The sequence below is a fragment of the Stenotrophomonas genospecies 3 genome, from assembly GCF_054473855.1.
This window is the reverse complement of record NZ_JBTMUR010000001.1, coordinates 109,135-134,202: the sequence shown is the minus strand read 5'-3', so window position 1 is coordinate 134,202 and position 25,068 is coordinate 109,135. Positions and strand designations below refer to the sequence as shown.

Here is a 25,068-nt window from a genome sequence, read left to right as displayed (position 1 = left end):
GAGGGCCGCGCGGTTACGCGGCCTGTCCTTGCAACCAGACCATCTTGGCGCGCAGTTCCTTGCCTACCTTCTCGATCGGGTGCTCCAGGTCGGCCTGCTTGAACCTGTTGTAGTTCGGCAGGCCCGCTTCGTACTCGGCCACCCAGTTCTTGGTGAAGGTGCCGTCCTGGATGTCCTTCAGCACTTCCTTCATGCGTGCCTTGGTGCCGGCGTCGATCACGCGCGGGCCGCTGACGTAGTCGCCGTACTGCGCGGTCTCGGAGATGAACTCCAGCATGCGCGAGATGCCGCCTTCGTAGAACAGGTCCACGATCAGCTTCAGTTCGTGCAGCACTTCGTAATAGGCGATCTCCGGCTGGTAGCCGGCTTCGACCAGGGTTTCGAAACCGGCCTGCACCAGCGCCGAGGCACCACCGCACAGCACCGCCTGTTCGCCGAACAGATCGGTCTCGGTCTCTTCCTTGAAGGTGGTCTGGATCAGGTTGGCGCGGGCGCCGCCGAGGCCGGCCGCATAGGCCAGGGCGTACTCGGCCGCCTTGCCGCTCTTGTCCTGGTAGACCGCCCAGATGCACGGCACGCCACGGCCGATTTCATACTCGCGGCGCACCAGCGCACCCGGGCCCTTGGGCGCGACCAGCACGACATCCAGGTCTTCGCGCGGCTTGATCATGTCGAAGTGCACGTTCAGGCCGTGCGCGAACAACAGCACCGCACCCTGTTTCATGTTCGCGGCCAGCACGTCGTCGTAGAGCTTCTTCTGCACCATGTCCGGGGTCAGCACGGCAACCAGGTCGGCATCCTTCACCGCGTCGGCCGGTGCTTTCACGGTGAAGCCATCGGCCTGTGCCTTGACCTCGGTCGGGCCACCCGGACGCAGGCCTACCACCACGTCGAAGCCGGATTCGCGCAGGTTCAGTGCGTGGGCGCGGCCCTGGCTGCCGTAGCCGATGACGGCGATCTTGGTCTGGGGCAGGTCGTTGGTGCTCATGGGGGAGGTTCCTTGCGGTGGGAAGAAAAAAGAACGGCCGGTCGTCGAGGTGACGTGCCGGCCGGTCAGGGGAAAGCGGTGGAGGGGGCGCCGCGCATCGCACAGGCACAGCCACCACGAGGCATCGTGGTGGTGTGGGTCCGGGTTTTGCGTTGGGCGTTGTGCATGGTGGTTGCGTCTGAAACCAGGTCCTGAAATGAAAAAACCCGCACCGGGGCGGGTGCGGGTTTTTGAAGAGTTCCGGTGTGTTTGTTGCTTACACGCTGGCTCGTCCCGCACCTGTTGGTTGGGTAATAAGTACGAGCACAAGAATCGAACGCAGCGAGGCGGCGCCGGTGTCGGCGGCTACGATGTGTGTTCGCGGTGGCGTGTTGTGATGCAACATGTGATCGAGAGAAACACAGCCGTTTCGGCGATGTCAACCCTCGCGATGGAATTTTTATCGGTTTCCGCTGCATCCAGCGCAATCGCTTGTGGCACAAGGATGGTTGCCGCTGAAAGTGTTTCGGTGAACCGGAATTCACTCCTTTCAGCGCGGTTTTTGCGCGGAATCCGGCGGATTTTCACCTTGGTGGGTGCGGACCTTCCGCCCCCATCCCAGGATCAACGTCCATGACCTCTGCCCGATACCGCATGAAGGCCGCAGCGGCGAAGATCGAGGGACCACCCTTCCATCGGAACCCGACCGTGTCCCGACGCCTTGCCCGTTCCCTGCTGGCCGCCGCTGTACTGGCCTCCGTGCCCGCGCTGTCTTCCGCCGCCGACCGCATCACCGGCCACACCTTCGCCACCCGTTCGGAGGTGATCGCCCCGCATGCGATGGCCGCCACCTCGCAGCCGCTGGCCACCCAGATCGCGCTGGACGTGATGAAGGGCGGTGGCTCGGCGGTGGACGCGGCGATTGCCGCCAATGCCGCGCTTGGCCTGATGGAGCCCACCGGCAACGGCATCGGCGGCGACCTGTTCGCCATCGTCTGGGACCCGAAGACGCAGAAGCTCTATGGCTACAACGGTTCGGGCCGTTCGCCGAAGTCGTTGACCCTGGCCGAGTTCCAACGCCGTGGCCTGAAGGACATCCCGCCTACCGGCCCACTGCCGGTCTCCGTGCCCGGCGCAGTCGACGGCTGGTTCGCGCTGCACGACCGCTTCGGCCGCAAGCCGATGGCCGACAACCTGGCGCCGGCGATCCGCTACGCCCGCGAGGGCCATCCGGTGGCCGAGGTGATCGCCTACTACTGGGACCGCTCGGTGCCCAAGCTGTCGCAGTACCCGGGCTTCAAGGAACAGTTCACGATCAACGGCCACGCCCCGCGCAAGGGCGAGATGTGGAAGAACCCGAACCTGGCCAGCACGCTGCAGAAGGTCGCCGACGGCGGCCGCGATGCCTTCTACAAGGGCGATATCGCCCGCACCATCGGCGACTACTTCAAGGCCAACGGTGGCTACCTGAGCTACCAGGACATGGCCGACCACCACGGTGAGTGGGTCGAACCGGTCAGCAGCAACTACCGTGGCTACGACGTGTGGGAGCTGCCGCCGAACAGCCAGGGCATCGCCGCGCTGCAGATCCTCAACGTGCTGGAAGGCTACGACTTCTCGAAGATCCCGTTCGGATCGCCGGAACACGTGCACCTGTTTGTCGAAGCGAAGAAGCTGGCCTTCGCCGACCGTGCGCGCTTCTATGCCGACATGGCGTTCCAGCCGGCGCCGGTGCAGAAGCTGATCTCCAAGGAGTACGCCGCGCAACGTCGCGCGCTGATCTCGATGGACAAGGCGCTGAAGGAAGTGCAGCCGGGCACGCCGAAGCAGTTGGAAGAGGGCGACACCATCTACATGACCGTGGCCGACGCCGACGGCATGATGGTGTCGCTGATCCAGTCCAATTACCGCGGCATGGGCAGCGGCATGGTGCCGCCGGGGCTGGGCTTCATCCTGCAGGACCGTGGCGAGATGTTCGTATTGCAGAAGAATCATCCCAACGGTTATGCGCCGGGCAAGCGCCCGTTCCAGACCATCATTCCGGCCTTCATCACCAAGGGTGGCAAGCCGTACGCCAGCTTCGGCGTGATGGGCGGCGCGATGCAGCCGCAGGGCCACGCGCAGATCGTGATGAACCTGGTGGATTTCGGCATGAACCTGCAGGAAGCCGGTGATGCACCGCGCATCCAGCATGAAGGCTCGACCGAACCGACCGGGCAGGCCACGGCGATGACCGACGGTGGTGAGGTGAATCTGGAAACCGGCTTCCCGTATGAGACGGTGCGTGCGTTGATGCGCAAGGGACATCGCATCGTGTTCGCCGATGGTCCGTATGGCGGGTATCAGGCGATCATGCGTGATCCGGAATCCGGCGTTTACTACGGTGCGTCTGAGAGTCGAAAGGATGGGCAGGCGGCGGGGTATTGAGGTTTCCCGGCCACCGGGCGCAGCCCCCTCCGCGGTGATGGTTCGTGGAAGCGGGATCATGTGATTGGGCCGGGCGGGTGGGCTGGTCGGGGGACGCCGTGAATCCGTCCCTGGAGGCTTGGCCGCGGCATCCATGCCGCGGACACCCCCGCCCAGCCCACCCGCCCGGCCACGGATAGTTTCCGTGTCCATCACCGCAGGAAAAGAAAAAAGAAGATCAAGAGCAAAGGCAACGGCAACAGCCGCGTGCTGTGGGTTGGGGTCGGATCCGTTTCCCACAGGAAAACGAATCCGACCCCTTCTTGTTTTCCGATACACCTCATCCACGCATGGCGTGGATGGACCAACCGTCACACGTAACCTGTCGGGGGTGGGGCGGTGTGGGTGGGCAGGACCGTTGGCGCCATGGATGGCGCCATCGAGCCCCCAGGGACGGGTTTACGGCGTGTCCTGCCTACCCACACCGCCCCGCCCAACCAGCAGAAACCCAGAGCTGCCCTGGCTTTTGAATTTGCACTTGCTTGAAAAAGCGGTGCAGCCGCAGGCTGCAAAACCCACTCAATCCTGATCGTGCGCGCGCGCCGCCTCCGCCGGGGTCTCCTCCTGAGCCGCCATCTCGCGCGCGATCCACGCATCGATCATGTGCCGCTGCCGCTGGCGCTGCGCCTGCCGCCGCTCGCGCGTGTACTCCTGGTCCAGCACCCGGTACAGCGACACCATCACCAGCACCATCACCATCAGCAGCGCGAATGGCAACGCCGCAATCGTGATCATGCCCTGCAGTGCATCCAGGCCACCGGCCAGCAGCAACGCCGCTGCAATCAGCGCCACCGCGATGCCCCAGGCCAGCTTGCGCTTCAACGGCGGATCGCCTGCCTCGTCAGTGGACATGCTGGCCAGTACCAGCACCGCCGAATCGGCTGATGTCACGAAGAAGATCATCAGCAGCACCAGTGCGATGCAGGAAAGCAGCAAGGGCAGCGGCATGCTGTCAAACAGGGTGAACAGCACCGTTTCATAGCCATTGCCCAGCGCCTGCACCAGGTCGGCGTGGCCGAAGATCTGCGCCCACAGCGCAGTACCACCAAACACCGCGAACCAGAAGAAGCCCAGCACCGTGGGTGCCAGCACGACGCCGATGACGAACTCGCGGACGCTGCGCCCACGCGAGATGCGCGCGATGAACGAGCCGACGAACGGGGCCCAGGAAATCCACCACGCCCAGTAGAAGATGGTCCAGTCCGCCACCCATGTGCTGCCCGAGAACGGCGACATGCGCAGGCTCATCGTCACCAGCTGGTTGAGGTACGACCCCAGTGTGGTGGTGAACGTATCGAAGATGAATCCGGTCGGACCCAGCACCAGTACGGTGGCCGCAAGAAGCGCGGCCAGCGCAAGGTTGAAGTTGGACAGCCACTTCACCCCGCGCTCGACTCCGCTGGCGGTGGACGCCATGTACAGCACGAACGCGATGGCGATGATGGTCAGCTGCAGTGGCACACCCGCGTGCAGGCCGAACACGCGTTCCATGCCGGCAGCGATCTGGATGGTACCGAACCCCAGCGTGGTGGCCACGCCAATGGCAGTGGCAACAACCGCGGCGATGTTGACCACGCGTCCGATCCAGCCGCGATGGTGCCGGCCGATGATCGGTTGCAGCATGTCACTGACCAGTCCACGGCCATTGCGGTTGAACTGGAACCAGGCCATCGCCAGGCCGATCAGCGCGTAGATTGCCCATGGATGCAGACCCCAATGGAAGAATGCATAGCGCATCGAAGCCCGCGCCGCGTCCATGCTCTGCGGTGCGAGGCCTTCTGGAGGCTTGGTGAAGTGGGAAATCGGCTCGGCGGCGCCCCAGAACACCAGGCCGATGCCCATGCCGGCGGCGAACAGCATCGACATCCAGCTGGCGCGCGAGAACTCCGGCTCGGCATCTTCACCGCCGATGCGCAGGTTGCCGAAGCGACCGAATGCCAGGTACATCAGGAAAGTCAGCGCCAGGAACACGACCAGAAGATAGAGCCAGCCGACACTGCGGATGACATCGGCCAGTACCGACTGCACCACGGTATTGAAGGGGCCGGGTGCAACACCGGCAAGCAGCACCAGAAGCAGAACCAGTGCGATGGAAACGCGAAACACCATGAAGGAGCTTCTCCGATCAAGGGATTGAGGGGAGCGAGCAGAGCTTGCTGCGAGGGGCCGGCGACATGCAGCACAGACCGGGCAGGGGCCGCGGAGGCGGCGGGGAAACACCGGCCGCAGCGGCACGATGCGCGTGCACGTTACTGAATGCGATGTCACGGTTCTGTTAATACAGAAACAGCAGATCCACGCCGTGCGTGGATGGAACCACCAGGAGCTGCAGTGCGTTCTATGCTCTAATGCACACCAAGAAGCGGGGGTACCGCGGCCATGTGGCCACGGTTGAGACAGTCCCTTGGAACCTGATCCGGCTCATACCGGCGTAGGGAAGCTTTGCAGTGCAGCCATGCCCGGACTCCGCCCAAGGACCGTCCTGGCGCGGCAGCAGTGCGCCGCCGCTTCGTCCCTGACCTTCCTGGACGATGCCCGATGAACGCACAGCTCTCCGCCCTGCAGCAACAGGCCCAGCAACTCTCCGAATCCGTGACCCGGCCCATTCCCGGCTCGCGCAAGATCCACGTGCCCGGTTCACGCCCGGATCTGCAGGTGCCGATGCGCGAGATCGCGCTGACCCGCACGCCGACCTTGTTCGGCGGCGAAGAGAATGCACCGGTGACCGTTTACGACACGTCGGGCCCGTACACCGATCCGGAGGTGCGCATCGATCTGTCCGCTGGTTTGCCGGCACTGCGTCGCGGCTGGGTGGAAGAACGCGGTGATACCGAGCGGCTGGAAGGACTGAGTTCTTCGTTCGGTCGCGATCGCGAGCATGACCCGAAGCTCGATGCGGTGCGCTTCCCCGCGCGCAGCCTGCCACGCCGTGCGCGTGCAGGTGCCAACGTCACCCAGATGCACTACGCGCGCCGCGGCATCATCACGCCGGAAATGGAATTCGTCGCCATCCGCGAGAACCAGCGGCTGGACGCGATCCGCGATGCCGGCCTGCTGCAGCAGCACCCGGGCGAGGCGTTCGGCGCTTCGATCCAGAAGATCATCACCCCGGAGTTCGTGCGCGACGAAATCGCCCGCGGCCGTGCGGTGCTGCCCAACAACATCAACCATCCGGAAAGCGAGCCGATGATCATCGGCCGCAATTTCCTGACCAAGATCAACGCCAACATCGGCAACAGCGCCGTGTCCTCGGGCATTGCCGAGGAGGTGGAGAAGCTGGTGTGGGCGATCCGCTGGGGCGGTGACACGGTGATGGACCTGTCCACCGGCAAGCACATCCATGAGACCCGCGAGTGGATCATCCGCAACTCGCCGGTGGCGATCGGTACCGTGCCGATCTACCAGGCGCTTGAGAAGGTCGATGGCCGCGCCGAAGCACTCACCTGGGAGATCTTCCGCGACACACTGATCGAGCAGGCCGAGCAGGGCGTGGACTACTTCACCATCCACGCCGGCGTGCTGCTGCGCTATGTGCCGCTCACCGCCAAGCGGGTCACCGGCATCGTCAGCCGCGGTGGCTCGATCATGGCCAAGTGGTGCCTGGCACACCACAAGGAGAACTTCCTCTACACGCATTTCGAAGACATCTGCGAAATCATGAAGGCCTACGACGTGACCTTCTCGCTGGGTGACGGCCTGCGCCCGGGCTGCATCGCCGATGCCAACGACGCTGCGCAGTTCGGTGAGCTGGAGACGCTGGGCGAACTGACGAAGATCGCCTGGAAGCACGACGTGCAGACCATGATCGAAGGCCCCGGCCACGTGCCGATGCAGCTGATCAAGGAGAACATGGACAAGCAGCTGCGCGAGTGTGGCGAAGCGCCGTTCTATACGCTGGGCCCCCTGACCACCGACATCGCACCGGGCTACGACCACATCACCAGCGCGATCGGTGCGGCAATGATCGGCTGGTTTGGTACGGCCATGCTCTGCTACGTGACGCCGAAGGAGCACCTCGGCTTGCCCAACCGCCAGGACGTGCGCGACGGCATCATGGCCTACCGTATCGCCGCGCATGCGGCCGACCTGGCCAAGGGACACCCCGGCGCACAGGTGCGCGACAACGCGCTGAGCAAGGCACGCTTCGAGTTCCGCTGGGAAGACCAGTTCCATCTCGGGCTGGACCCGGAGAAGGCCAAGGAATTCCATGATGAGACCCTGCCGAAGGATGCGCACAAGCTGGCGCATTTCTGCTCGATGTGCGGCCCGCACTTCTGTTCGATGAAGATCACCCAGGACGTGCGCGACTACGCCGAGGCCGGCATGAAGGAGAAGTCGAAGGAGTTTCGCGCCGCCGGCGCCGAGGTCTATCACCAGGGCTGACGTGTAACGGGTAGTGCCGGCCGTCGGCCGGCATTCCGTCGTGCGTGGGACCAGGGAGAGTGCCGGCCAGTGGCCGGCACTACCGCTCATCACGCCGCTCCCGGCTATCCTCCGCCCATCACCCTGGGGAAAGGACGCCATGCCCGTTGCCATCACCACCCGCTGGCTGGCCATTGCCCGCCGCCATCCTTCGGCCTGGCTGCTGGGTGCCCAGTTGATCGCGGTGCTGCTGTATCCCGCACTTGATGACACCGCCGGCGGCCGTGCGGCGCTGGGCATGTTCGGCATGGCGGTACTCGGCCTGGCGCTGTGGGTGGTCCAGCGCAGTCCGCTGGGCACCTGGCTGGCACTGCTGCTGGCCATTCCTTCGGTGGTGTTCTCGCTGGCCGGCGCACTGCTGGATCGCAGTGCGCTGCTGACCACCGCGCAGCTGCTGGAAAGCCTGCTGTACTTCTATACGGCCGGTGCGCTCATCGCCTACATGCTCCAGGACCATAAAGTCACCCGCGATGAACTGTTCGCAGCAGGTGCGACATTCACGTTGCTGGCGTGGGCCTTCGCGTTTGCTTTCGCCGTGTGCCAGCAATGGTATCCGGGCAGTTTCCAGGGCACCGGTGGTGGCGCGCAGCGCACCTGGATGGAGCTTCTTTATCTGAGCTTCAGTTTGCTCTCGGGTGTTGGCTTGAGCGACGTTGTGCCACTGCATCCGCAGGCGCGCGCCTTGGTCATGCTGGAGCAGTTTTCAGGCGTGATGTACGTAGCTTTGGTGGTTTCGCGACTGGTTGGATTGACCATGCTGCGGCGCATGTGAAAATGAACGCCAGATAAAAATTTCGCGCCCCGCAGGGCGCGAATGGTGCAGCAGATTATGTGAATGCGTCGGCGAGAGAGAGCCTGGATGTCGACCACGCGATAGGCGAGGTAACCCGCATAGGCTAGTATTCGCCCGCTTCATTGTTTTTGCGGTATGCGCCGATGCTTTGTGCGGAGTCTGGCTTTTTGCTGTTCCCAGGACGGGAGGGTATCGAAGGCAAACGCTGCCCCGGACCTGTCTCTACTGTGTAGCGGAAAATGAACAGCAGTGAAAACCAGCCCCCCGGATTCGATCGGATCCGGATAGGAGAGTGCACTGTCACTCTGTCCTCGCGCGAAGTCGAGGTCGTCGGTGCGCGTCGCCCGCGTCGGCTGACGCCGAAGGCGCTGGGCGTGCTGCGTGTGCTGCTGCGCCAGCCGGGGCGTGTTGTCACCCGCGATGAACTGTTCGCGGAAGTCTGGCCGGACACGCTGCCGACCAATGATGTGCTTACCCAGGCCGTCACCCAGCTGCGCAAGGCGTTCAGCAACGACGACGACAACGGCCAGGCCTATATCGAGACCATCGCCAAGACCGGCTATCGCCTGCTGGTGCCGGTGCAGGTACTGGACGATGTCGAGCCGGCGCCGCCGGCGGGAGCCGATGACGAAATCGTGGACATTCAACCGGCGATGGCCATCGCCGAGGTGATGCCGCCACACCTGCAGGCATCGCGCCGCCGCTGGCGCCACGTCCGCCGGCGCGTACTGCTGGTGCTGGGCGTGCTGATGCTGGCCACGGTGGTGGTGCTGACCGCGCTGCTGCTGCGGCGGGCACCGGCCAGCAGTTCAGCTGTGGACGCGGCCGTGGAGAACGGCACGCGCGTGATCGGCAGCCCGCAGCGTCCCTATCGGTTGATCACCGCGACCAGCGGCTTTGAAACCTATCCCACGCTTTCACCCGATGGTTCATTGGTGGCCTATGAGGGCGCCAACGAAGACGGGCAGGGCGGTGGTGCGATCAAGGTGCAGACCTCCGGCAACGCGCCTGCACGGCAGCTGCTGGCTCCGCCGGCCGGCTCGGTCGATCGCTTCCCGAGCTGGTCGCCGGATGGACGCGAGATCGCCTTCGCGCGGTTCAGCAACAACGGCGGTTGCCAGGTGCTGATCGCCAGCGCGACCGGTGGTGCCCTGCGCCAGGCCACACGGTGCGATGGCACCGAGCTGCTCAGTTTCGACTGGACGCCGGACGGCCGTGGTCTGGTGTTCGGCAGCATGGTGGGGCGCTATGCCCATCGCGGCATCCGCAAGCTTGATCTGGCCAGTGGCCAATGGGAGGCGCTGGACTACGGTGTCGCCGAGGATGACTTCGACTATGCGCCGCGCTACTCGCCTGATGGCAAGTGGCTGGTATTCGTGCGCAATCCGCAGCTGGGCGACCTGTGGCGCATGCCGGCCGCGGGTGGCACGCCCGAGCAGCTGACCAACGAGGCCGCTGAACTGCGTGGCTGGGCCTGGTTGCGTGATGGCCGGACGATCGTGTTTGGACGCCGTGTCGACAGTGAGGTGCGCCTGTACTACCTGGACGTCGAGAGCCGCACGCTGCGCGACGCCGGGCTCGACGACGCACAATGGCCGGCGACGGCGCGCCGCGCGGGCATGCTGGCCTTCGTTCACCGCCGCGCGCAGTTCGGCATCTTCAAGGTGCCGATGGAGGGCGGTTCACCCCCGCAGCGCTTGTTTGCGTCCAGCGGCCGGGATGGGCAGCCGATGGCGGCGCCGGATGGACGCCAACTGGTGTTCACGTCCGATCGTTCAGGCAGCTTCGCGCTGTGGTGGGCGGACATGGAGCGCCCCGATTCGCTGCGGCCTATCGAAGGATTGCGGCCTGAGGCACGTCAGGCACCAGACTGGTCGGCCGACAGCCGGCGGTTGCTGGTGGTCGGGCGCGACGAACACGGACGCACGGTGGTCTATGAGATCGCCCCACGTGACGAACGCGTCCAGCCGTTGCCGGTACCGTCGGAGCAGCCGCTGCAGGCACTGTACGGCGCAAACCCGGACCAGCTGCTGGTAGTCGAGCGCGATGACCAGCAACAGACCCGGCTGAGCCTGTTTGATCGAAGCGTGCAGCCTTGGCGCCGCCTTGCCAGCATCGAGGGCGTGTCTCAGGCGCGGTTCGATCGCAGCAGCGGGCGTGTGCTGTTCACCCGCCTGGCGGCAGGCGGCCTGTGGTCGGTGGATGCGGCGCTGGCGCCAGGCAGCGTGCAGCAGATCAGCGATGACCAGCCCAGCCGGTGGCGGTACCGGGCCTGGACCGTGGCCGGCAACAGTGCGATCGGCTATCTCGGTACGTCCACCCGCTGCGGTACGACACTGGTGCTGATCCAGGCTGGGCGCGAGGAACCGGAACGCTGCCTGGATGCGGAACGCCTCAGTGCCGGCAACGGGCTGAGTGCCGGCGCCGATGGGCGCACCCTGTTCGTGGCAATGGCGGTCAGCGACGGTGCCGACATCGGTGTGATGCGTTTGCCCGAGCGCTCGCCGACGCTGCTTCCGGCGTTCTCCAAGTTGTTGTTGTTCAACGGAAATGGGCCTTCGTAATTTCTTCGTGGCGACCTCGCCGCGAATTCGTGGCGATCTCGTCTGACTTTCCTGACGTGGTGCCGCCTGATTTGGCAAAACGGAGGCCTGTACTAGGCAAATCCGTGGTGCCCCCATGCGTCAACTCTCGCTGGCCGATCGCGGCCAAACCGTCTCTCTGGACCGGTCGCTCGACGATGCTGCGCCGACCTGCCTGGGCGTGGCCCGGCTCGGCAGCCTGCAGACCGCAGGCAGCAGCTTCACTGTGTGGATGCAGGTGCGCGGCAGCTCCTGGGTGGAAGCCAAGGAAGGACGCTTCCGCTTGCGCCAGGGCGAGTGGATCGCCTTCGAGAAGGAGTCGCGGCCGCTGGTGCAGGCCGGTCGCAACGGCTTGTGCGTTGGCCTGAACCTGACGGTCGAAGCGCTGCGCGTGCTGGCCGAGATGGCCGATTGCGGTCTGTATGCCGGGCGTGGCCGCATGAACCGTGGCGATGCCCGCGTTGCGCTGCGCCTGTGGCGCGATGCGCTGGCCAGTGGCCAGCCGGCACAGGCACTGCGCTCGCTGCTGCTGCACCTGGCGGGCCTGCAGCGTGGGCTGGCCGACAACGTGCAGCGTTGCCCGGGGCGCTCGCGCAGCCGCAAGCGCCAGGTGTTCGGCCGCATGCAGCGCGCCCGCCTGTACCTGGAAGGCAACAGCCACCGCGTGGTGCGCATCGGTGAACTGGCCGAGCTGACCAACTTCTCCAGCTGGTATCTCTCCAAGACCTTCCAGAGCCTGTACGAGGAAAGCCCGCAGTCGCTTTCGGCGCGGCTGCGCCTTGAGCGCGCTGCCGACCTGCTGCGTGACACCGACATGATGGTCGGCGAAGTTGCTGCAGCCAGTGGCTTCGACAACTGCTGCAGCTTCGCGCGTGCGTTCCGCGCCCGCTACGGCCAGTCCGCATCGCGCTTCAGGGAGAACGGCGGCTTGCTGCCGCCACAATCTGCAAAGTCTCCGGTTGGTTCGCGCAAATACAGCGCTGCAACGCAATCGTAACGTGCTGGGGTGTTTTAACACGCTGCTAACACGTACCTTGGAGAGATAGATGAACGTTCGTAATCCCGCAGTGCGGCTGGGCCTTCTGCCGGCTGGCATTGCGTTGGCGCTGACGCCCGCCTTTGCTTCTGCACAGGAAGCAAAGGATGCGACCACCCTGGATCGCATCGAAATCACGGGCTCGCGCATCCGCGGCGCCTCGATGGAGACCCAGCAGCCGGTCCTCACCCTGAGCCGTGAGAACCTGGAAAAGCAGGGCTACACCACCGTCGCCGATGTCCTGCAGAACCTGACCTCGGCAGGTTCGCCGGCCATTTCCCGTGCGGACTCGCTGTCCTCCGGCGAAAACGTTGGCGGCTACTACGTCGACCTGCGCAACCTGGGCGCGCAGCGCACCCTGGTGCTGATGAACGGCAAGCGCCTGGGCGCGACCACTGCCGGCTACCAGGATCTGAGCCAGATTCCGATGGCCGCCGTCGAGCGCATCGAAGTGCTGAAGGATGGCGCCTCCGCCATCTACGGTTCGGACGCCATCGCTGGCGTGGTCAATGTGATCACCCGCAAGCGCTTCGACGGTGCTGAAGCCAGCGTCTACGTCGGCCAGTACGGCCGCGGCGACGGCGACACCAACACCTACTCGTTCACCCTCGGCTCCGAAGGCGAGCGTGGCGGCGTGACCCTGTCGGCCGAATACTCCAAGCAGGATCCGGTGTGGGCGAAGGATCGTTGGTTCAGCCGCGACGGCGGCCTGGGCCCGAACACCACCTCCGGTGATTGGAGCCCGCTGAGCCAGAACAGCACCTGGTGCGACCCGCGCGTGTGGGGCGACTGCAAGCCGCGCGCTGCAGGCCAGCCGCAGCCGGAGTGGATGACCCTGAATCCGGGCGGTGACCCGAAGAATGCGGCCGACTACCACCAGCTGACCCCGGCCGAGTACTCCAATGCCAACCAGCAGATGATGGTGCAGACCGGCATCGAGCGTAAGTCCGTGTACGTCAACGGCAGCTACGATCTGGCCGACTCGATCACCTTCAATGCTGACGTGCTGTACAACCAGCGCACCACCGACCAGCAGATCGCGGGTTACCCGTACCAGTCGCTGTCGTTCGGTACCCCGCTGTCGAAGGACAGCGCGTTCAACCCGATCGGTCAGGACGTCGAGTTCCGTCGCCGCCTGTGGGAAGTGCCGCGTACCACCAAGAGCGATCTTAAGACCCTGCGCTTCGCGCCGAGCCTGAGCGGCTTCTTCGAATTCGCCGGCAAGACCTGGGATTGGGACGTCGGTGCGCTGTGGAACCGCAACGAGCTGACCAAGACCGGCTACGGCGACATGAGCCTGATCGCATCCGAGCAGGCACTTGGCAAGTCGTTCATCAACGGCCAGGGTGTTGCCCAGTGCGGCACCGCCGCCAACCCGATCCCGCTGAGCCAGTGCCGTCCGTGGAACCCGCTGCTGCCGTATGGCGTCAACGGCCAGGGCTCGCTTGCCGACCGTGATCTGCAGAACTTCCTGTTCCCGACCTACACCGACACCGGTGTGACCAAGACCACCAGCTACACCGCCAACCTGTCCGGTTCGCTGTTCGAGCTGCCGGCCGGTGACCTGGGCGTGGCCATGGGCTACGAGCACCGCAAGGAAGAAGGCCGCTTCGTGCCGGACGCCTTCCGTCAGTCGGGCCAGTCGACCGGCCTGGCGTCGACCACCACCTCGGGCAACTACTCGCTGGATGAGTTCTACCTGGAACTGAACGTGCCGATCCTGTCGGACCTGCCGTTTGCCAAGGAACTGACCTTCAACGTCGCCAGCCGCTACTCCGACTACAGCAACTTCGGTGACACGATCAACTCGAAGTTCGGCCTGGTGTGGCGCCCGATCGAAGAGCTGCTGGTCCGCGGTACCTACGCAGAAGGCTTCCGCGCGCCGACCGTCGACGATCTGTACGGCGGCACCAACTCGAGCTTCGAGCGTTACACCGACCCGTGCGGTTCGACCTCGCCGGGCAACGTCGCTGGCAATGCTGCCTGCGCCGGGGCTGGCGTGCCGGCCAACTACGTGCAGGTCGGCCAGGGCTTCGCGCCTTGCAGCACCTTCCCGTGCGCGACCCCGGACCAGTTCGTCAGCGGTTCGAATTCGGCTCTGAAGCCGGAAACCTCCAAGAGCAAGACGGTTGGCCTGGTCTGGAGCCCGCGTTGGGTGCAGGGCCTGGACATCTCGCTCGACTGGTACCGCTACGAGCTGAAGAACATGATCATCGCTGACAGCGTTGATCGCATCCTGCGTGACTGCTACGTGCTGGGCAACGCAGCTCGCTGCGAAGGCGTCACCCGTGCCGCCGATGGCCATATCGAGGCGCTGACCTACGGCCTGGCCAACCTCGGCTCGATGGAGACCGAAGGCTACGACCTGGGTGTCAAGTACCGCCTGCCGGAACTGTCGATCGGCAAGTTCAGCATCGACTGGCAGACCAGCTACCTGGCCAAGTACGACGAAGCCGGCCAGAACAAGAAGGGTGAGAACATCACCATCGGTCGCGTTGGTGAGCCGGGCCTGTTCCGCGTCCGTTCGAACCTGGGCGTGAACTGGGAGCTGGGTGACTTCGGTGTCAACTGGACTGCTCGTTACTACTCGGGCATGAAGGAAAGCTGCATCGACGACGCATGGTGCGACGCCCCGAACCACTATGCCAATGGTGAGCCGGATCCGCTGCGCCACACCGGCTCCAACACCTTCCACGACGTGCAGGTCAGCTGGAAGGCTCCGTGGGATGCCACCATCGCCCTGGGTGCGAACAACGTGTTCGATCACCGCGGTGCGCTGCAGTACTCGGCGCCGAACTCGAGCTTCGCCTACTACGGTGGCTTCGACGTCGGTCGCTTCCTGTACATGAAGTACACCCAGCGCTTCTGATCGTTCGAAGTGCGATAGCAATACCGGGAGGGCGGACCGCAAGGTCCGCCCTCTTTTTTTGTAGGGGAATTCCGAAATGTCGTGGAAGGTGAGCAGAGTCACGTTCCTGTCGTGTCGTAATCAACACAGTTGCTGGGTCCACTTTCGGACACTTGCACATGGAGAGAGCGATGAAGAGCACGCTGTTGCACAAACTGTCTGCTGCTGCACTGATCTATGCAACATTGGTGGGTGCGGTGTTCGCCCAGACCGGTGGCGTCTGTGGGGGCGGGCTGTACTGCGAAGAGCTGCGCCAGCAATGCCTGGCTGCAGGCAATTCGAAGGTCATGTGCGATCTGCAGTATCGCCACTGCGTGCAGGACGCCTGCGGCGCGCGCTGATGCAAAAAAAGGCGCGCCTTTGGGCGCGCCTTCGAGGTTGTTCCTGCGTTGACAGCTCAGGCCTCGCTGGGTACCAGTCCCATCAACGCATTGGCATGCTCGCGCCACTGCGGCAGCCTGTTGAGTACACCTGCGCGCTGCAGGTAGTCCTCATCCACCGGATCGCCGTTGACCAGCGCCAGCGCCACATGCACCGCACCGGTCACCCAGAAGCTGCGCGTATTGGCGCGCTGCGGCTGCAGGTGGAAGGCAACCGCTTCGATGATCGGCATCGGCAGGCCCCACAGGCCCAGCAGGTAGGCGCCGGCCTCGGCATGGCCGGGGCGGGTGTCACCGGCCAGCGACGGTTCGCTGCGCTCGTTGCGTACGCCGGGCAGCAGCAGGCCGATGTCGGCCAGCAGGGCGGCGGTCGCGCCCAGTTCGGCACTGGATTCGGGCAGCAGGCGCGCGGCCAGGCGCGAGGCGAGCAGGGCGCGCTGCTGCAGCGAATTGCGTTCGGCGGTGGACAACGTGGGTGCGGAAAACACCTCGCTGGCCAGCACCAGGTCGCGCAGCGTCGACAGGCCCAGGCGGGTCACGGCCGTGCGCAGGTCAGCGATGGTGCGTCCCTGGCTGAAGAACGCCGAGTTCGACAGCTGCAGCACCTTCGCGGCAATGGCCGGGTCGGCCGCCACCAGCTTGGCGACGTCGGCGCTGTCGGCGTCGTCGTCATGCTCCAGCGCCTGGGTCAGGCTCAGGTACAGGTGCGGCGGCGAGGGCAGCTTCTCGATACGGCCGATGGCATCGCGCAGGCGTGGGCTGTCCAGTACTTCGCGCAGCTCTTCCAGGCTGGTCAGCGCTTCCAGCAGCACTTCCGGTGCCAGTGGCAACGGCAGGAAACGGTGAGCGACACCGATCAGGCGTGCCGGCGGCGGCCGGTTGCCGTGCTGGGCATCGATCAGCGCGATGCGGATGGTTTCCGGGCGCAAGGTCCGGATCTGGCCCAGCAGCGTGGTGGCATTGAGATCCGGCAGCTGCGGGCAGACGATCACCGCATCCACGCCCTGCGTGGCCACCGCAGCCATCGCGGTCTGGCCATCGGTGGCGGTCAGCGGCTGCCAGTCTTCCCCAAGATCGGCAATGAATTCGGTCAGCTCGGCCGGCAGGCTGGCTGCATCCCCAACAAGCAGAATACGCACGACACATTCCCCTGGCTGTCTCGACGATGGATGTCGACGACGTGTGAAGTGACGCAATTTACCTAATACGGCGGCACGTGTGATGTGCCGTCGTCATGAAACGTGACCCGCATCGCTCCAGCGGGGTGCCGCCGGAGCGATCCGGTTCAGGCTCAGGCCTTGCTGTCGAGATGGCGCTGGTGCGCCTCGATCAGGATCTGCTTGGCCTCAGCGGCGCCGCCCCAGCCGTCGAGCTTGACCCACTTGCCCTTCTCCAGGTCCTTGTAGTGCTCGAAGAAGTGGCCGATGCGCTCCAGCCAGTGGCTGGACACCTGGGCGATGTCTTCGACGTGGGCATAGCCACTGAAGATCTTCGACACCGGCACGGCCAGGATCTTCTCGTCGCTGCCCGCCTCATCGCTCATCTTCAGCACGCCGACCGGACGGCAGCGCACGACCGAGCCCGGCACCAGCGGCAGCGGCAGCACCACCAGCACGTCGGCCGGATCGCCGTCGCCGCACAGGGTGCTCGGCACGTAGCCGTAGTTGCAGGGGTAGCGCATCGGGGTGGACAGGATACGGTCGACGAAGATCGCGCCGGTTTCCTTGTCCACTTCGTACTTCACCGGCTCCGAGTCCTTCGGGATCTCGATGATGACGTTGATTTCTTCCGGCGGGTTCTTGCCGGGCGAGACGAGTTCCAGACCCATGGTCGTGCTCCAGGTGGGGGATGTAGACGGATAGCCCCCCATTTTATGCCTTTGCCGGGCGCTGTGCAGAGGGAGGGGCCGACGGCGCTGCGGGGCGGGGGCCTACCGGGCAGGCCGGGATTGGCTGATGGGGGCGGCCGGCATGGGAGCGCAGGCTGGACCAACCTTCCCAAGGAGTCTGCCCATGAACGTGTCTGCCCTGTCGTTTGGCCTGACCTGCATGTTGCTGGTTGCGCCTTTGGCCCAGGCGTCCCCTTATGTCGACCTGATCGACTACCCGCACCAGGAGGCCAACTGGGACCGCTTCTTTGCCCTGGAAGGCCGTTTGCAGCATGGCTTCGATGCCATCTGTGGCGACACCTTCTGCGAGGGCGAATACAGCGATATCCGCGCCCTGCGCCTGCGCTGTTCGGTGGATGCGGTGCGGGGAACCGTGCATGAATGCCTGTGGGCATTCGCCGCCAGCGATCTGGAGGTGTCCCGCAACGATGGCGCGATCGTGGCCCGGCAACCGACCTGGTTGTGCCGCCTGCCGCTGGTGGCGGGAACCCCGGTGGAAGCCTTCCATGCCGCGCTCGCCGCGCGCAATCCACTGCATGACCCGCTGCCGGGGACCTCGCAGAGCGTCTATGACGGGCTGACCGGGTGCATCCATTGATGAGAACGTGACTGATTCTCATTAACGGAGTAGCATGCGCGGCGCCTTCCGTCTGTCGTCCCGGTTCCGCGCATGTCCTCCAATGCCGCCTCCCTCACCGAACTGCTGATCCGCGAGCGGCCCGCGCTGCTGCGCCGGGTGCAACGCATCCTGGGGGGCGACAACGGCGCCGAAGACGTGATCCAGGCGGTGTGGTTCAAGGCGCGCGGGGTCGACGACAGCCAGGCCATCGACAACCCGCGAGCCTATCTGTACCGGCTGGCCGCCAACCTGGCCACCGACCATGGCCGCGAATCGACCCGGCGCAACCGTCTGCTGGCCGACCACTACCTGTGGGGGCCGGACGAGGTGATCTCGACCGAGGAGCAGGCGATGGCACAGGACGAGCTGCAGCGGGTGCTCGACGCGGCGGGACACCTGCCGGAGCCGACCCGCACCATCTTCCGGCTCAACCGCCTGCAGGGCCTGACCCAGGCCGAGATCGCACGCCGTCTGGGTGTGTCGGTGACTACCGTCGAGAACCATGTGCGCACCGCGCTGCAACGCCTGGCCTGGGCGCGCAGCGGCCGATGATCGCCCCGGCTTGGGGCTGGCCCTCGCTGAAACGTCTTGATCACTGGACCGTGGATGCGGTCTAGTTCCTCCGCCCGCGCTTGAATGCGCCTGTCCGCCAGCCGATGAGCCCGCCGAACACGCTGCCCGCCGCCAATGACGATGCCCTGGCCGAACAGGCCCGGGGCTGGATCGCGTGGCTGGCCTCGGGTGACATCGGCGAGGGGCGCATGCATGAGTTCGAACGCTGGCTGGCACAGCCGGGGCACCGTCGGGCCTTCGAGCACGAGCGCGCGCTGTGGCGCAGCGTCGGACCACGCCCGCAGGCCCGGCCCGCCGAACGCCGGCGCCCGCGGCGGCTGCGCTGGGCAATGGCCGCTGCAGCTGCGCTGGCGATGCTGGTGGCATGGCCGGAGGCCTGGTTGCGGCTGCAGGCCGACCATCGCAGTACGCATGTCGTGCAGAACGTGCAACTGCCCGATGGCAGTCGCGCCGTGCTGGATGCGGACAGCGCGATCGCCGTGCGGTTTGATGCCGATGCACGCCGGATCGAGCTGCTGCGCGGGCGCGCCTGGTTCGAGGTCAGCCCGGATGCCCAGCGGCGTTTCAGCGTGCGCGCGGGCAATGGCGTGGTCGAGGACATCTCGACCGCGTTCTCCGTCGCACGCGACAACGATCAGGTGGAAACCCAGGTCGGACAGGGCAGGGTGCGCGTGGCCAGCCCGGCCGACGGTGGCTGGACCTACCTGCAGGTGGGACAGCGCGCGGTCTATGGCGAGCGCAGTGGCGTGACGCGTCTGCAGGATGTGGCGGCCGACAGTGTGGGCGCGTGGCGGCAGGGTGAACTGCTGCTGGAGCAGGCCAGCGTCGCCGAGGCCGTGCAATGGGTCGGGCGCTATCGCGCTGGCCCGACCTTCGTGCGTGGCGATCTGTCGCAGCTGCCGGCCGTCAGTGCAGCATTGCGCATCGATCGCCCGGAGCAGGCGCTGGATGCGTTGGCGGCAACAGCAGGTCTTCGGGTTACTCGTCTTCCATTCGGCGTCGCCATCGTGCAGTAGATCCACGCCATGCGTGGATGACCGTCCCTGTGCCGACCAACGGTCGGCACCCACCGCAGCAAGCAGCCGACCCACGGTCGGCACCTGCCGCGGCCGCAAATCGCTCTTGGGGTTGCCGCGCTTTCATCCGTCTTACTCCGCGAACGTACCCGCCGCCGCCAGTACGTCGCCGTGTCCGCCCGTGTTGCGGATGTCGCCGCGCCCGCGGCACCGATTACCTGACAGGTTCCCCCATGTTCGATCTCCATCGTCCGGGCCGCATGCCGCGCCCGTCCCGCCTGTGCATCGCCCTGCTGGCGGCCGGCCTGGCCAGCGCCGCGCCCTCCGTACTCGCGCAGGATGCCAGCGGTGACCACGCTGCCGTGCAGCGCTTCGATATCCCCGCGCAGCCACTGGACGAGGCGCTGCGCAGCTACATGCGCCAGTCCGGCGTGCAGGTCGTGTACCCGGCCACCCTGGCCCGGGGTGTGACCTCGCGTGCGGTCAGCGGCAGCCTGTCGGCCAGCGAGGCTTTGCAGCACCTGCTGCAGGGCAGTGGCCTGGCGGTGCGCCGGGTCAGTGCCGATGCGGTGACCCTGGAAGCGGCAGCGTCGGCGCAGGCCGACAGCGGTGTGATCGTCACCGATACGCTGAGCGTGGCCGGCGACCGTATCGACAGCGGCGCAACCAGCGACGAGGCGCGCCTGCTCGACGGCTATCGCAGCGTCGGCTCCACCGCCACGCTCAACCGCACGCACCTGGAGCGATTCCGCGGTACGTCCAACGGCGACATCGTCAAGGGCGTGGCTGGCGTCACCGCCGGTGATCCGCGCGTGGGCAACGGCTTTGACGTCAACATCCGTGGCATCCAGGGCCAGGGCCGTGTGCCGGTGATCATCGACGGTGGCCAGTCTAGCATGGATACCTACCGTGGTTATGCCGGCCAGTCGCAGCGCACCTACCTCGACCCGGACCTGATCTCCAGCCTGACCATCACCAAGGGCCCGAGCCTGCAGGCCAACGCCTCCGGTGGCATCGGCGGCGTGGTCGAGATGGAGACGCTGAAGATCGGTGACGTGCTGCGCGAAGGCCGGGACTTCGGCGTGCGCGTGCGTGGCGGCCTGGCCAACAACAGCGCCAACAACCTGCCGTCCTACAGCGCCGCGCCGCGTACCGACCGCAGCGCCACCGGCAGCCAGTTCTTCAACGTGGCCGCTGCGGGACACTGGGATCGCTTCGATCTGGTTGCCGCCTACGCCTACCGCGACAACGGCAACTACTTCTCCGGCAAGCATGGCTACGATGACTTCCCGCAGACCCGGCGCACGCTGGCACCGCTGAATCCGCCGCGTACCGAGGTGTTCAATACCTCGGCGCGCTCGAAGTCGGCGCTGCTCAAGGGCACCTGGCGCATCGACGATGCACAGACCCTGGAAGCGGGCTACCGCCGCTACGAGGGCACCGCCGGCGAGATAATGGCCTCGCAGATCATCCGTGTGGATCGTGACCGCATTCCGCAATGGGACCCGGGCCACGTCGACATGGACAGCTACACCCTGCGCTATCGCTTCAACCCGGACAGCGAGCTGGTCGACCTGCGCGTCAACGCCACGTACACCGACACCGACAGCGTGATGTACAACAGCCTGACCGGCATCACCCCCTGGTACTTCGATCGCCGTACCGAGTGGTACGACGCGCCCAGCTTCAGTGGCGACCCCGGTTACAAGGATGCCTACCGCAATCCGCTGCGGCAGAAGCGCTTCGGCCTGGATGCCAGCAACACCTCGAAGTTCGATACACACGCCGGTGCATTCACCCTCGACTACGGCCTGTCCTACAGCGATGAGGACATTGCACCTGGCAGCTCGGGGCCGGTCATGCACGATGACCTGATCAACAACCGCTTCCTGCGCAACGCCGAGCGCAAGGAATACAGTGCCGTGGCCTCGCTGAAGTGGCAGCCCGATGAGCATTGGGAACTGCTGGCCGGCGGCCGCTGGAACCGCGTGGATGTGCATGACCGCAACCGCCTGGCCACGCCCGATGCCTACGAGGTGCAGGGCCAGTACCGCTACACCGAGCTGCTCAATGGCAACCCGGCGCTGCCGTCGTGGCGGGCCAAGCGCATCGCGCTGCTGAACTGGTATCCGGACGCCAACGGCAATTTCACCCAGGAATCGCTGCTGGCTTCACCGTACAAGAAGGGTACGGTGGGCGACATCGGTGGCTGGAACTTCTACGACGCCGGCAAGGCGCAGGACCTGGAGGTGCCGGTCAGCTGGAGCTGGTCGCAGCCGATCCGTCGCCGCGACACCGCGTTCTCGCCGACCGCCAGCGTGGCCTACCGCTTCAGCGAAGACACCATGGTCTACGTGAAGTATGCCGAAGGCACCAAGCTGCCGAGCCTGTTCGAGACCACGCTGGGCCTGTTCACCGCCGCCAAGCCGGTGGGCGAGCTGAAGCCGGAGCGTGCGCGCAGCTGGGAGATCGGTGCCAGCACCATCCGCTATGACCTGTTCACCGCCGGCGACCGCCTGGCGCTGAAGCTGGCGTACTTCGATACCCGCATCGACGACCTGATCACCCGTGACTACCGCACGCTCTCGGCCGGCCTGATCCGCAACGTCGACCAGTTCAAGGTCTCGGGCATGGAGTTCCAGTCCAGCTATGACAGCGGCAAGGTATTTGCTGATCTGTCCGCGCACTATTACTTCAAGGCCAAGACCTGCGCACCGGACATCGCAGCCGAGCGCCGTGCCTATGGTGCACAGCGCAGGAACGATGAACTGGCCAACACGCCGAACTGCGTGGACGGCGGCTTCGAGGGCTCGTACACCAATACCCAGAACCCGCCGCGCTACATGGTCAACCTGACCCTGGGCTCGCGCCTGTTCGACGAGCGCCTGACCTTCGGTACCCGCGTGGTCCACAACGCCGGTCCGATCAGCAAGCTGGACAAGGATTGGAACGTGGGCCTGTCAGCGATCCAGCAGCTGTACCGGCCGACCACCCTGGTCGACCTGTTCGCCAGCTGGAGCTTCAACGACCAGCTGTCGGTGGAAGCCGGCGTGGACAACCTGACCGACCGCTACTACCTGGATCCGCTGGCCCTGGGCGTGATGCCGGCCCCGGGCCGCACCGCGCGCCTGGCGTTGACCTGGAAGTACTGATCGTCGGGGGCGGATCCCTTTCCTGCAGAAAGGGCTCTGACCCCAGCGGGAGACAACGGTAGCGCCGGGCCATGCCCGGCGCCTTCCTCCAGCCAGTTACAGCCCGGTCGCCGCCTTCACGGCATCTTCGTGCAGCGACTCGTTCAGCTCATCCACCACCGTGGTCCATGCCGCATCGGCCTGCAGCGACTCGGACAGGAACTGGCGCTGGGCATCGTTCCAGTACGGCGCTTCGACCACTTCCACATCGGTGGCCAGCTGGTGTTCGCGGATGAAGCGGGCGATGCCCTCGGCGCTGGCGTCCAGGCCCAGCTGCAGGAACAGGTTGGTCATGCGCGGTTCGGTGGTGATCATCGTCGGTTCCTGCGGGAAGAAGGGATACGCCATTATCGGTGCACATGGCCTTGGGGAAAGCCCCGTGGCGAACGTCTACAGCAGGACGACCCCCTTGGCATCCCCCATGAACGCACACATCGCCCCTGAAGACAGCCGCAGCCTGCGGCTCAAGGCCGCCACCCGCGACAGCCATGGCGCGCTGGACAAGCGCATCATGGCCGGCGACATCTTCGCCGACCGCAGCAACTTCGCCCGTTTCCTGCGCGTGCAGTACCGCTTTCATCGCAGCATCGATGCGCTGTATGCCAACCCTGCGCTGGATGCACTGCTGCCGGACCTGGGTGAGCGCCGCCGCCTGACCCAGGTGGCGCGCGACCTGCAGGATCTGGAGCAGACCCTGCCGGGGGCCGACATCGCGGCGTTGCCGTCCGATCTGGAGCTACCCGCCGCATTGGGGTGGCTGTATGTGGCCGAAGGCTCCAATCTCGGCGGCACCATTCTGTACAAGATGGCTGCCAAGCTCGGCCTGGATCGTGATTTCGGCGCCCGTCACCTGGCCGCGCACCCGGATGGCGCGGCGCGCCACTGGCGTGAATTCACCGCTGCGCTGGATGCGGTGCCGCTGAGCACCGAGCAGGAGCAACAGGTGATCGATGCGGCGGACGCCGCCTTCCGCAGCGTGCACGGCCACGTCGAAGTGGAATTCGCCTGATGCACGCCTCCCGCCTATCGGCGCAACGCTGATGCGCTGGCTCTGGTTCGCGCTGGGCTGGGTGATGGTCGGCCTCGGGGTGATCGGCGCGCTGCTGCCGGTGATGCCGACCACCATCTTCCTGATCCTGGCCGTTGGCTGCTTCGCGCGCAGTTCGCCGAAGTTCGAGCAACGCCTGCTGGCGCACCCGCGCTACGGCCCATCACTGCGGCTGTGGCGCGAGCAGGGCGCGGTGTCGCGCAAGGGCAAGACGTTTGCCAGCGCCGGCATGGCGGTGGGCTTCGCGCTGTTCTGTTGGGGCGCACATCCGTCCTGGCGGCTGCTGCTGGGCGTGGGCCTGTTCTTCGCGGTCAGCGCCGGCTACGTGCTCAGTCGGCCCGCACCGCGGTTGGAGCCCAACCCGGTCGTGGAAGTGGACGACGCCAATGATCCGCGCACGGTACGCCGCCGTGCAGCGACCCCTGATGCTGATGGAAAACGAGACGATGCTGCCTGCTGACCTGGCCCCCGTGGCTGCCCCTGCACTGACGCCCTGGGGCATGTATCTGGCCGCCGACGTGGTGGTGAAGACAGTGATGATCGCGCTGGCACTTGCCTCGCTGGCCACCTGGACCGTGCTGCTGTCCAAGGGCTGGGAGCTGGCCCGGCAGGGCCGGCAGCTGCGTGCAGCGCGCGCGCTGTTGCTGCAGGCGCCGAGCCTGCCCGGCGGGAGCGCAGAGGCCAGCCTGCAGCAGGGCACCGCACTCACCATGCTGGACGCGGCGCGAACCGAGCTGCGCCTGTCGCAGGATCTGGACAGCCGCGATGGCATCAAGGAACGCGTTGCCTCGCGCCTGGACCGCATCGAACTGGAAACCGCGCGCGTGCAACGGCGCGGCATCGGCGTGCTGGCCAGCATCGGCGCGGTGGCGCCGTTCGTCGGCCTGTTCGGCACGGTGTGGGGCATCATGAACAGTTTCATCGGCATCGCCCACAGCAACACCACCAACCTGGCGGTGGTCGCGCCCGGCATCGCCGAGGCTCTGCTGGCGACCGCGCTGGGTCTGGTCGCAGCGATTCCCGCCGTGCTGGTCTACAACCACTTCAGCCGTGTACTGGCCGGCCTGCGGGGCCTGCTCGGTGATCTGTCGGCGGCCGTGCAGCAGCTGGTCTCGCGCGATCTCGATCGTGCCGTGCTGCGTACCGCAGCGGCACCGCTGCGTGCGGTTCACTGAGGCA

The 25,068-nt window shown here is 65.7% G+C and carries 19 protein-coding genes and 1 riboswitch; of the genes, 14 read left to right on the top strand and 5 right to left on the bottom strand.

What is annotated here, in order from left to right:
- Window positions 1-13 precede the first annotated feature (13 nt).
- Window positions 14-988 carry a ketol-acid reductoisomerase gene (gene ilvC / locus ACX9OT_RS00580; RefSeq protein ID WP_014038401.1) on the bottom strand — a complete coding sequence of 325 codons (975 nt, stop codon included), beginning with the start codon at window positions 986-988 and terminating at the stop codon, window positions 14-16.
- 612 nt (window positions 989-1,600) lie between these two features.
- Between ilvC and ggt the strand changes: the two genes are divergently transcribed.
- Entirely contained in the window at window positions 1,601-3,394 is a 1,794-nt protein-coding gene (ggt, locus tag ACX9OT_RS00575; protein WP_223224664.1) for a gamma-glutamyltransferase, read from the top strand.
- Window positions 3,395-3,952: 558 nt separating this feature from the next.
- Here ggt and ACX9OT_RS00570 read toward each other — a convergent pair.
- Window positions 3,953-5,542, bottom strand: a complete 1,590-nt coding sequence (locus ACX9OT_RS00570; RefSeq protein WP_459000540.1) for a BCCT family transporter — start codon at window positions 5,540-5,542, stop codon at window positions 3,953-3,955.
- A 245-nt stretch (window positions 5,543-5,787) separates the two neighbouring features.
- Window positions 5,788-5,889: riboswitch (TPP riboswitch) on the top strand.
- 82 nt (window positions 5,890-5,971) lie between these two features.
- Here ACX9OT_RS00570 and thiC point away from each other — a divergent pair.
- The 6 genes from thiC (at window position 5,972) to ACX9OT_RS00540 (ending at window position 15,515) form a co-directional block, all read left to right on the top strand.
- Window positions 5,972-7,816, top strand: coding sequence for a phosphomethylpyrimidine synthase ThiC (gene thiC / locus ACX9OT_RS00565; RefSeq protein WP_049461385.1), 1,845 nt, complete (start codon window positions 5,972-5,974; stop codon window positions 7,814-7,816).
- Between the two features lie 139 nt (window positions 7,817-7,955).
- Window positions 7,956-8,627, top strand: coding sequence for an ion channel (locus ACX9OT_RS00560; protein WP_032128402.1), 672 nt, complete (start codon window positions 7,956-7,958; stop codon window positions 8,625-8,627).
- Between the two features lie 260 nt (window positions 8,628-8,887).
- Window positions 8,888-11,212: a winged helix-turn-helix domain-containing protein gene (locus ACX9OT_RS00555; RefSeq protein WP_049461386.1), complete on the top strand. Its 2,325-nt coding sequence runs from the start codon at window positions 8,888-8,890 to the stop codon at window positions 11,210-11,212.
- A 115-nt stretch (window positions 11,213-11,327) separates the two neighbouring features.
- The gene (locus tag ACX9OT_RS00550; protein WP_459000537.1) at window positions 11,328-12,227 is read left to right on the top strand and encodes an AraC family transcriptional regulator; all 900 of its coding nucleotides are present in this window, start codon (window positions 11,328-11,330) and stop codon (window positions 12,225-12,227) included.
- A 49-nt stretch (window positions 12,228-12,276) separates the two neighbouring features.
- Entirely contained in the window at window positions 12,277-15,135 is a 2,859-nt protein-coding gene (locus ACX9OT_RS00545; RefSeq protein ID WP_049400560.1) for a TonB-dependent receptor, read from the top strand.
- A gap of 170 nt (window positions 15,136-15,305) precedes the next feature.
- Window positions 15,306-15,515, top strand: a complete 210-nt coding sequence (locus tag ACX9OT_RS00540; RefSeq protein ID WP_032128398.1) for a hypothetical protein — start codon at window positions 15,306-15,308, stop codon at window positions 15,513-15,515.
- Window positions 15,516-15,571: 56 nt separating this feature from the next.
- On the opposite strand, the gene ACX9OT_RS00535 is transcribed toward ACX9OT_RS00540, so the two are convergent.
- Both ACX9OT_RS00535 and ppa read right to left on the bottom strand, forming a co-directional pair.
- Window positions 15,572-16,693, bottom strand: a complete 1,122-nt coding sequence (locus ACX9OT_RS00535; protein WP_049461388.1) for an HDOD domain-containing protein — start codon at window positions 16,691-16,693, stop codon at window positions 15,572-15,574.
- A 152-nt stretch (window positions 16,694-16,845) separates the two neighbouring features.
- Complete coding sequence (gene ppa, locus ACX9OT_RS00530) at window positions 16,846-17,382, bottom strand: inorganic diphosphatase (protein ID WP_005410935.1); 537 nt, start codon at window positions 17,380-17,382, stop codon at window positions 16,846-16,848.
- A 184-nt stretch (window positions 17,383-17,566) separates the two neighbouring features.
- Here ppa and ACX9OT_RS00525 point away from each other — a divergent pair, with 184 nt between their 5' ends.
- The 4 genes from ACX9OT_RS00525 to ACX9OT_RS00510 all read left to right on the top strand — a co-directional run bounded on the left by ACX9OT_RS00525 (window position 17,567) and on the right by ACX9OT_RS00510 (window position 22,802).
- Window positions 17,567-18,040 carry a hypothetical protein gene (locus ACX9OT_RS00525; RefSeq protein ID WP_032128396.1) on the top strand — a complete coding sequence of 158 codons (474 nt, stop codon included), beginning with the start codon at window positions 17,567-17,569 and terminating at the stop codon, window positions 18,038-18,040.
- 72 nt (window positions 18,041-18,112) lie between these two features.
- Window positions 18,113-18,613 carry an RNA polymerase sigma factor gene (locus ACX9OT_RS00520; protein ID WP_014038389.1) on the top strand — a complete coding sequence of 167 codons (501 nt, stop codon included), beginning with the start codon at window positions 18,113-18,115 and terminating at the stop codon, window positions 18,611-18,613.
- Between the two features lie 104 nt (window positions 18,614-18,717).
- Window positions 18,718-19,650, top strand: coding sequence for a FecR family protein (locus ACX9OT_RS00515; RefSeq protein WP_049461390.1), 933 nt, complete (start codon window positions 18,718-18,720; stop codon window positions 19,648-19,650).
- Window positions 19,651-19,883: 233 nt separating this feature from the next.
- The gene (locus tag ACX9OT_RS00510) at window positions 19,884-22,802 is read left to right on the top strand and encodes a TonB-dependent receptor (RefSeq protein WP_149908747.1); all 2,919 of its coding nucleotides are present in this window, start codon (window positions 19,884-19,886) and stop codon (window positions 22,800-22,802) included.
- A gap of 96 nt (window positions 22,803-22,898) precedes the next feature.
- Here the strand turns inward: ACX9OT_RS00510 and ACX9OT_RS00505 are convergent, their stop codons facing one another.
- Window positions 22,899-23,156, bottom strand: a complete 258-nt coding sequence (locus ACX9OT_RS00505; RefSeq protein WP_006390068.1) for a DUF2789 domain-containing protein — start codon at window positions 23,154-23,156, stop codon at window positions 22,899-22,901.
- A gap of 106 nt (window positions 23,157-23,262) precedes the next feature.
- Here ACX9OT_RS00505 and ACX9OT_RS00500 point away from each other — a divergent pair, with 106 nt between their 5' ends.
- The 3 genes from ACX9OT_RS00500 to exbB are packed head-to-tail and all read left to right on the top strand — an operon-like array spanning window position 23,263 to window position 25,064.
- Window positions 23,263-23,850: a biliverdin-producing heme oxygenase gene (locus ACX9OT_RS00500; protein WP_049462876.1), complete on the top strand. Its 588-nt coding sequence runs from the start codon at window positions 23,263-23,265 to the stop codon at window positions 23,848-23,850.
- A gap of 31 nt (window positions 23,851-23,881) precedes the next feature.
- Window positions 23,882-24,349: a YbaN family protein gene (locus ACX9OT_RS00495; RefSeq protein ID WP_049462875.1), complete on the top strand. Its 468-nt coding sequence runs from the start codon at window positions 23,882-23,884 to the stop codon at window positions 24,347-24,349.
- The gene (gene exbB, locus ACX9OT_RS00490; protein WP_049462874.1) at window positions 24,336-25,064 is read left to right on the top strand and encodes a tonB-system energizer ExbB; all 729 of its coding nucleotides are present in this window, start codon (window positions 24,336-24,338) and stop codon (window positions 25,062-25,064) included. The genes ACX9OT_RS00495 and exbB overlap by 14 nt, the downstream gene beginning before the upstream one ends.
- Window positions 25,065-25,068 lie beyond the last annotated feature (4 nt).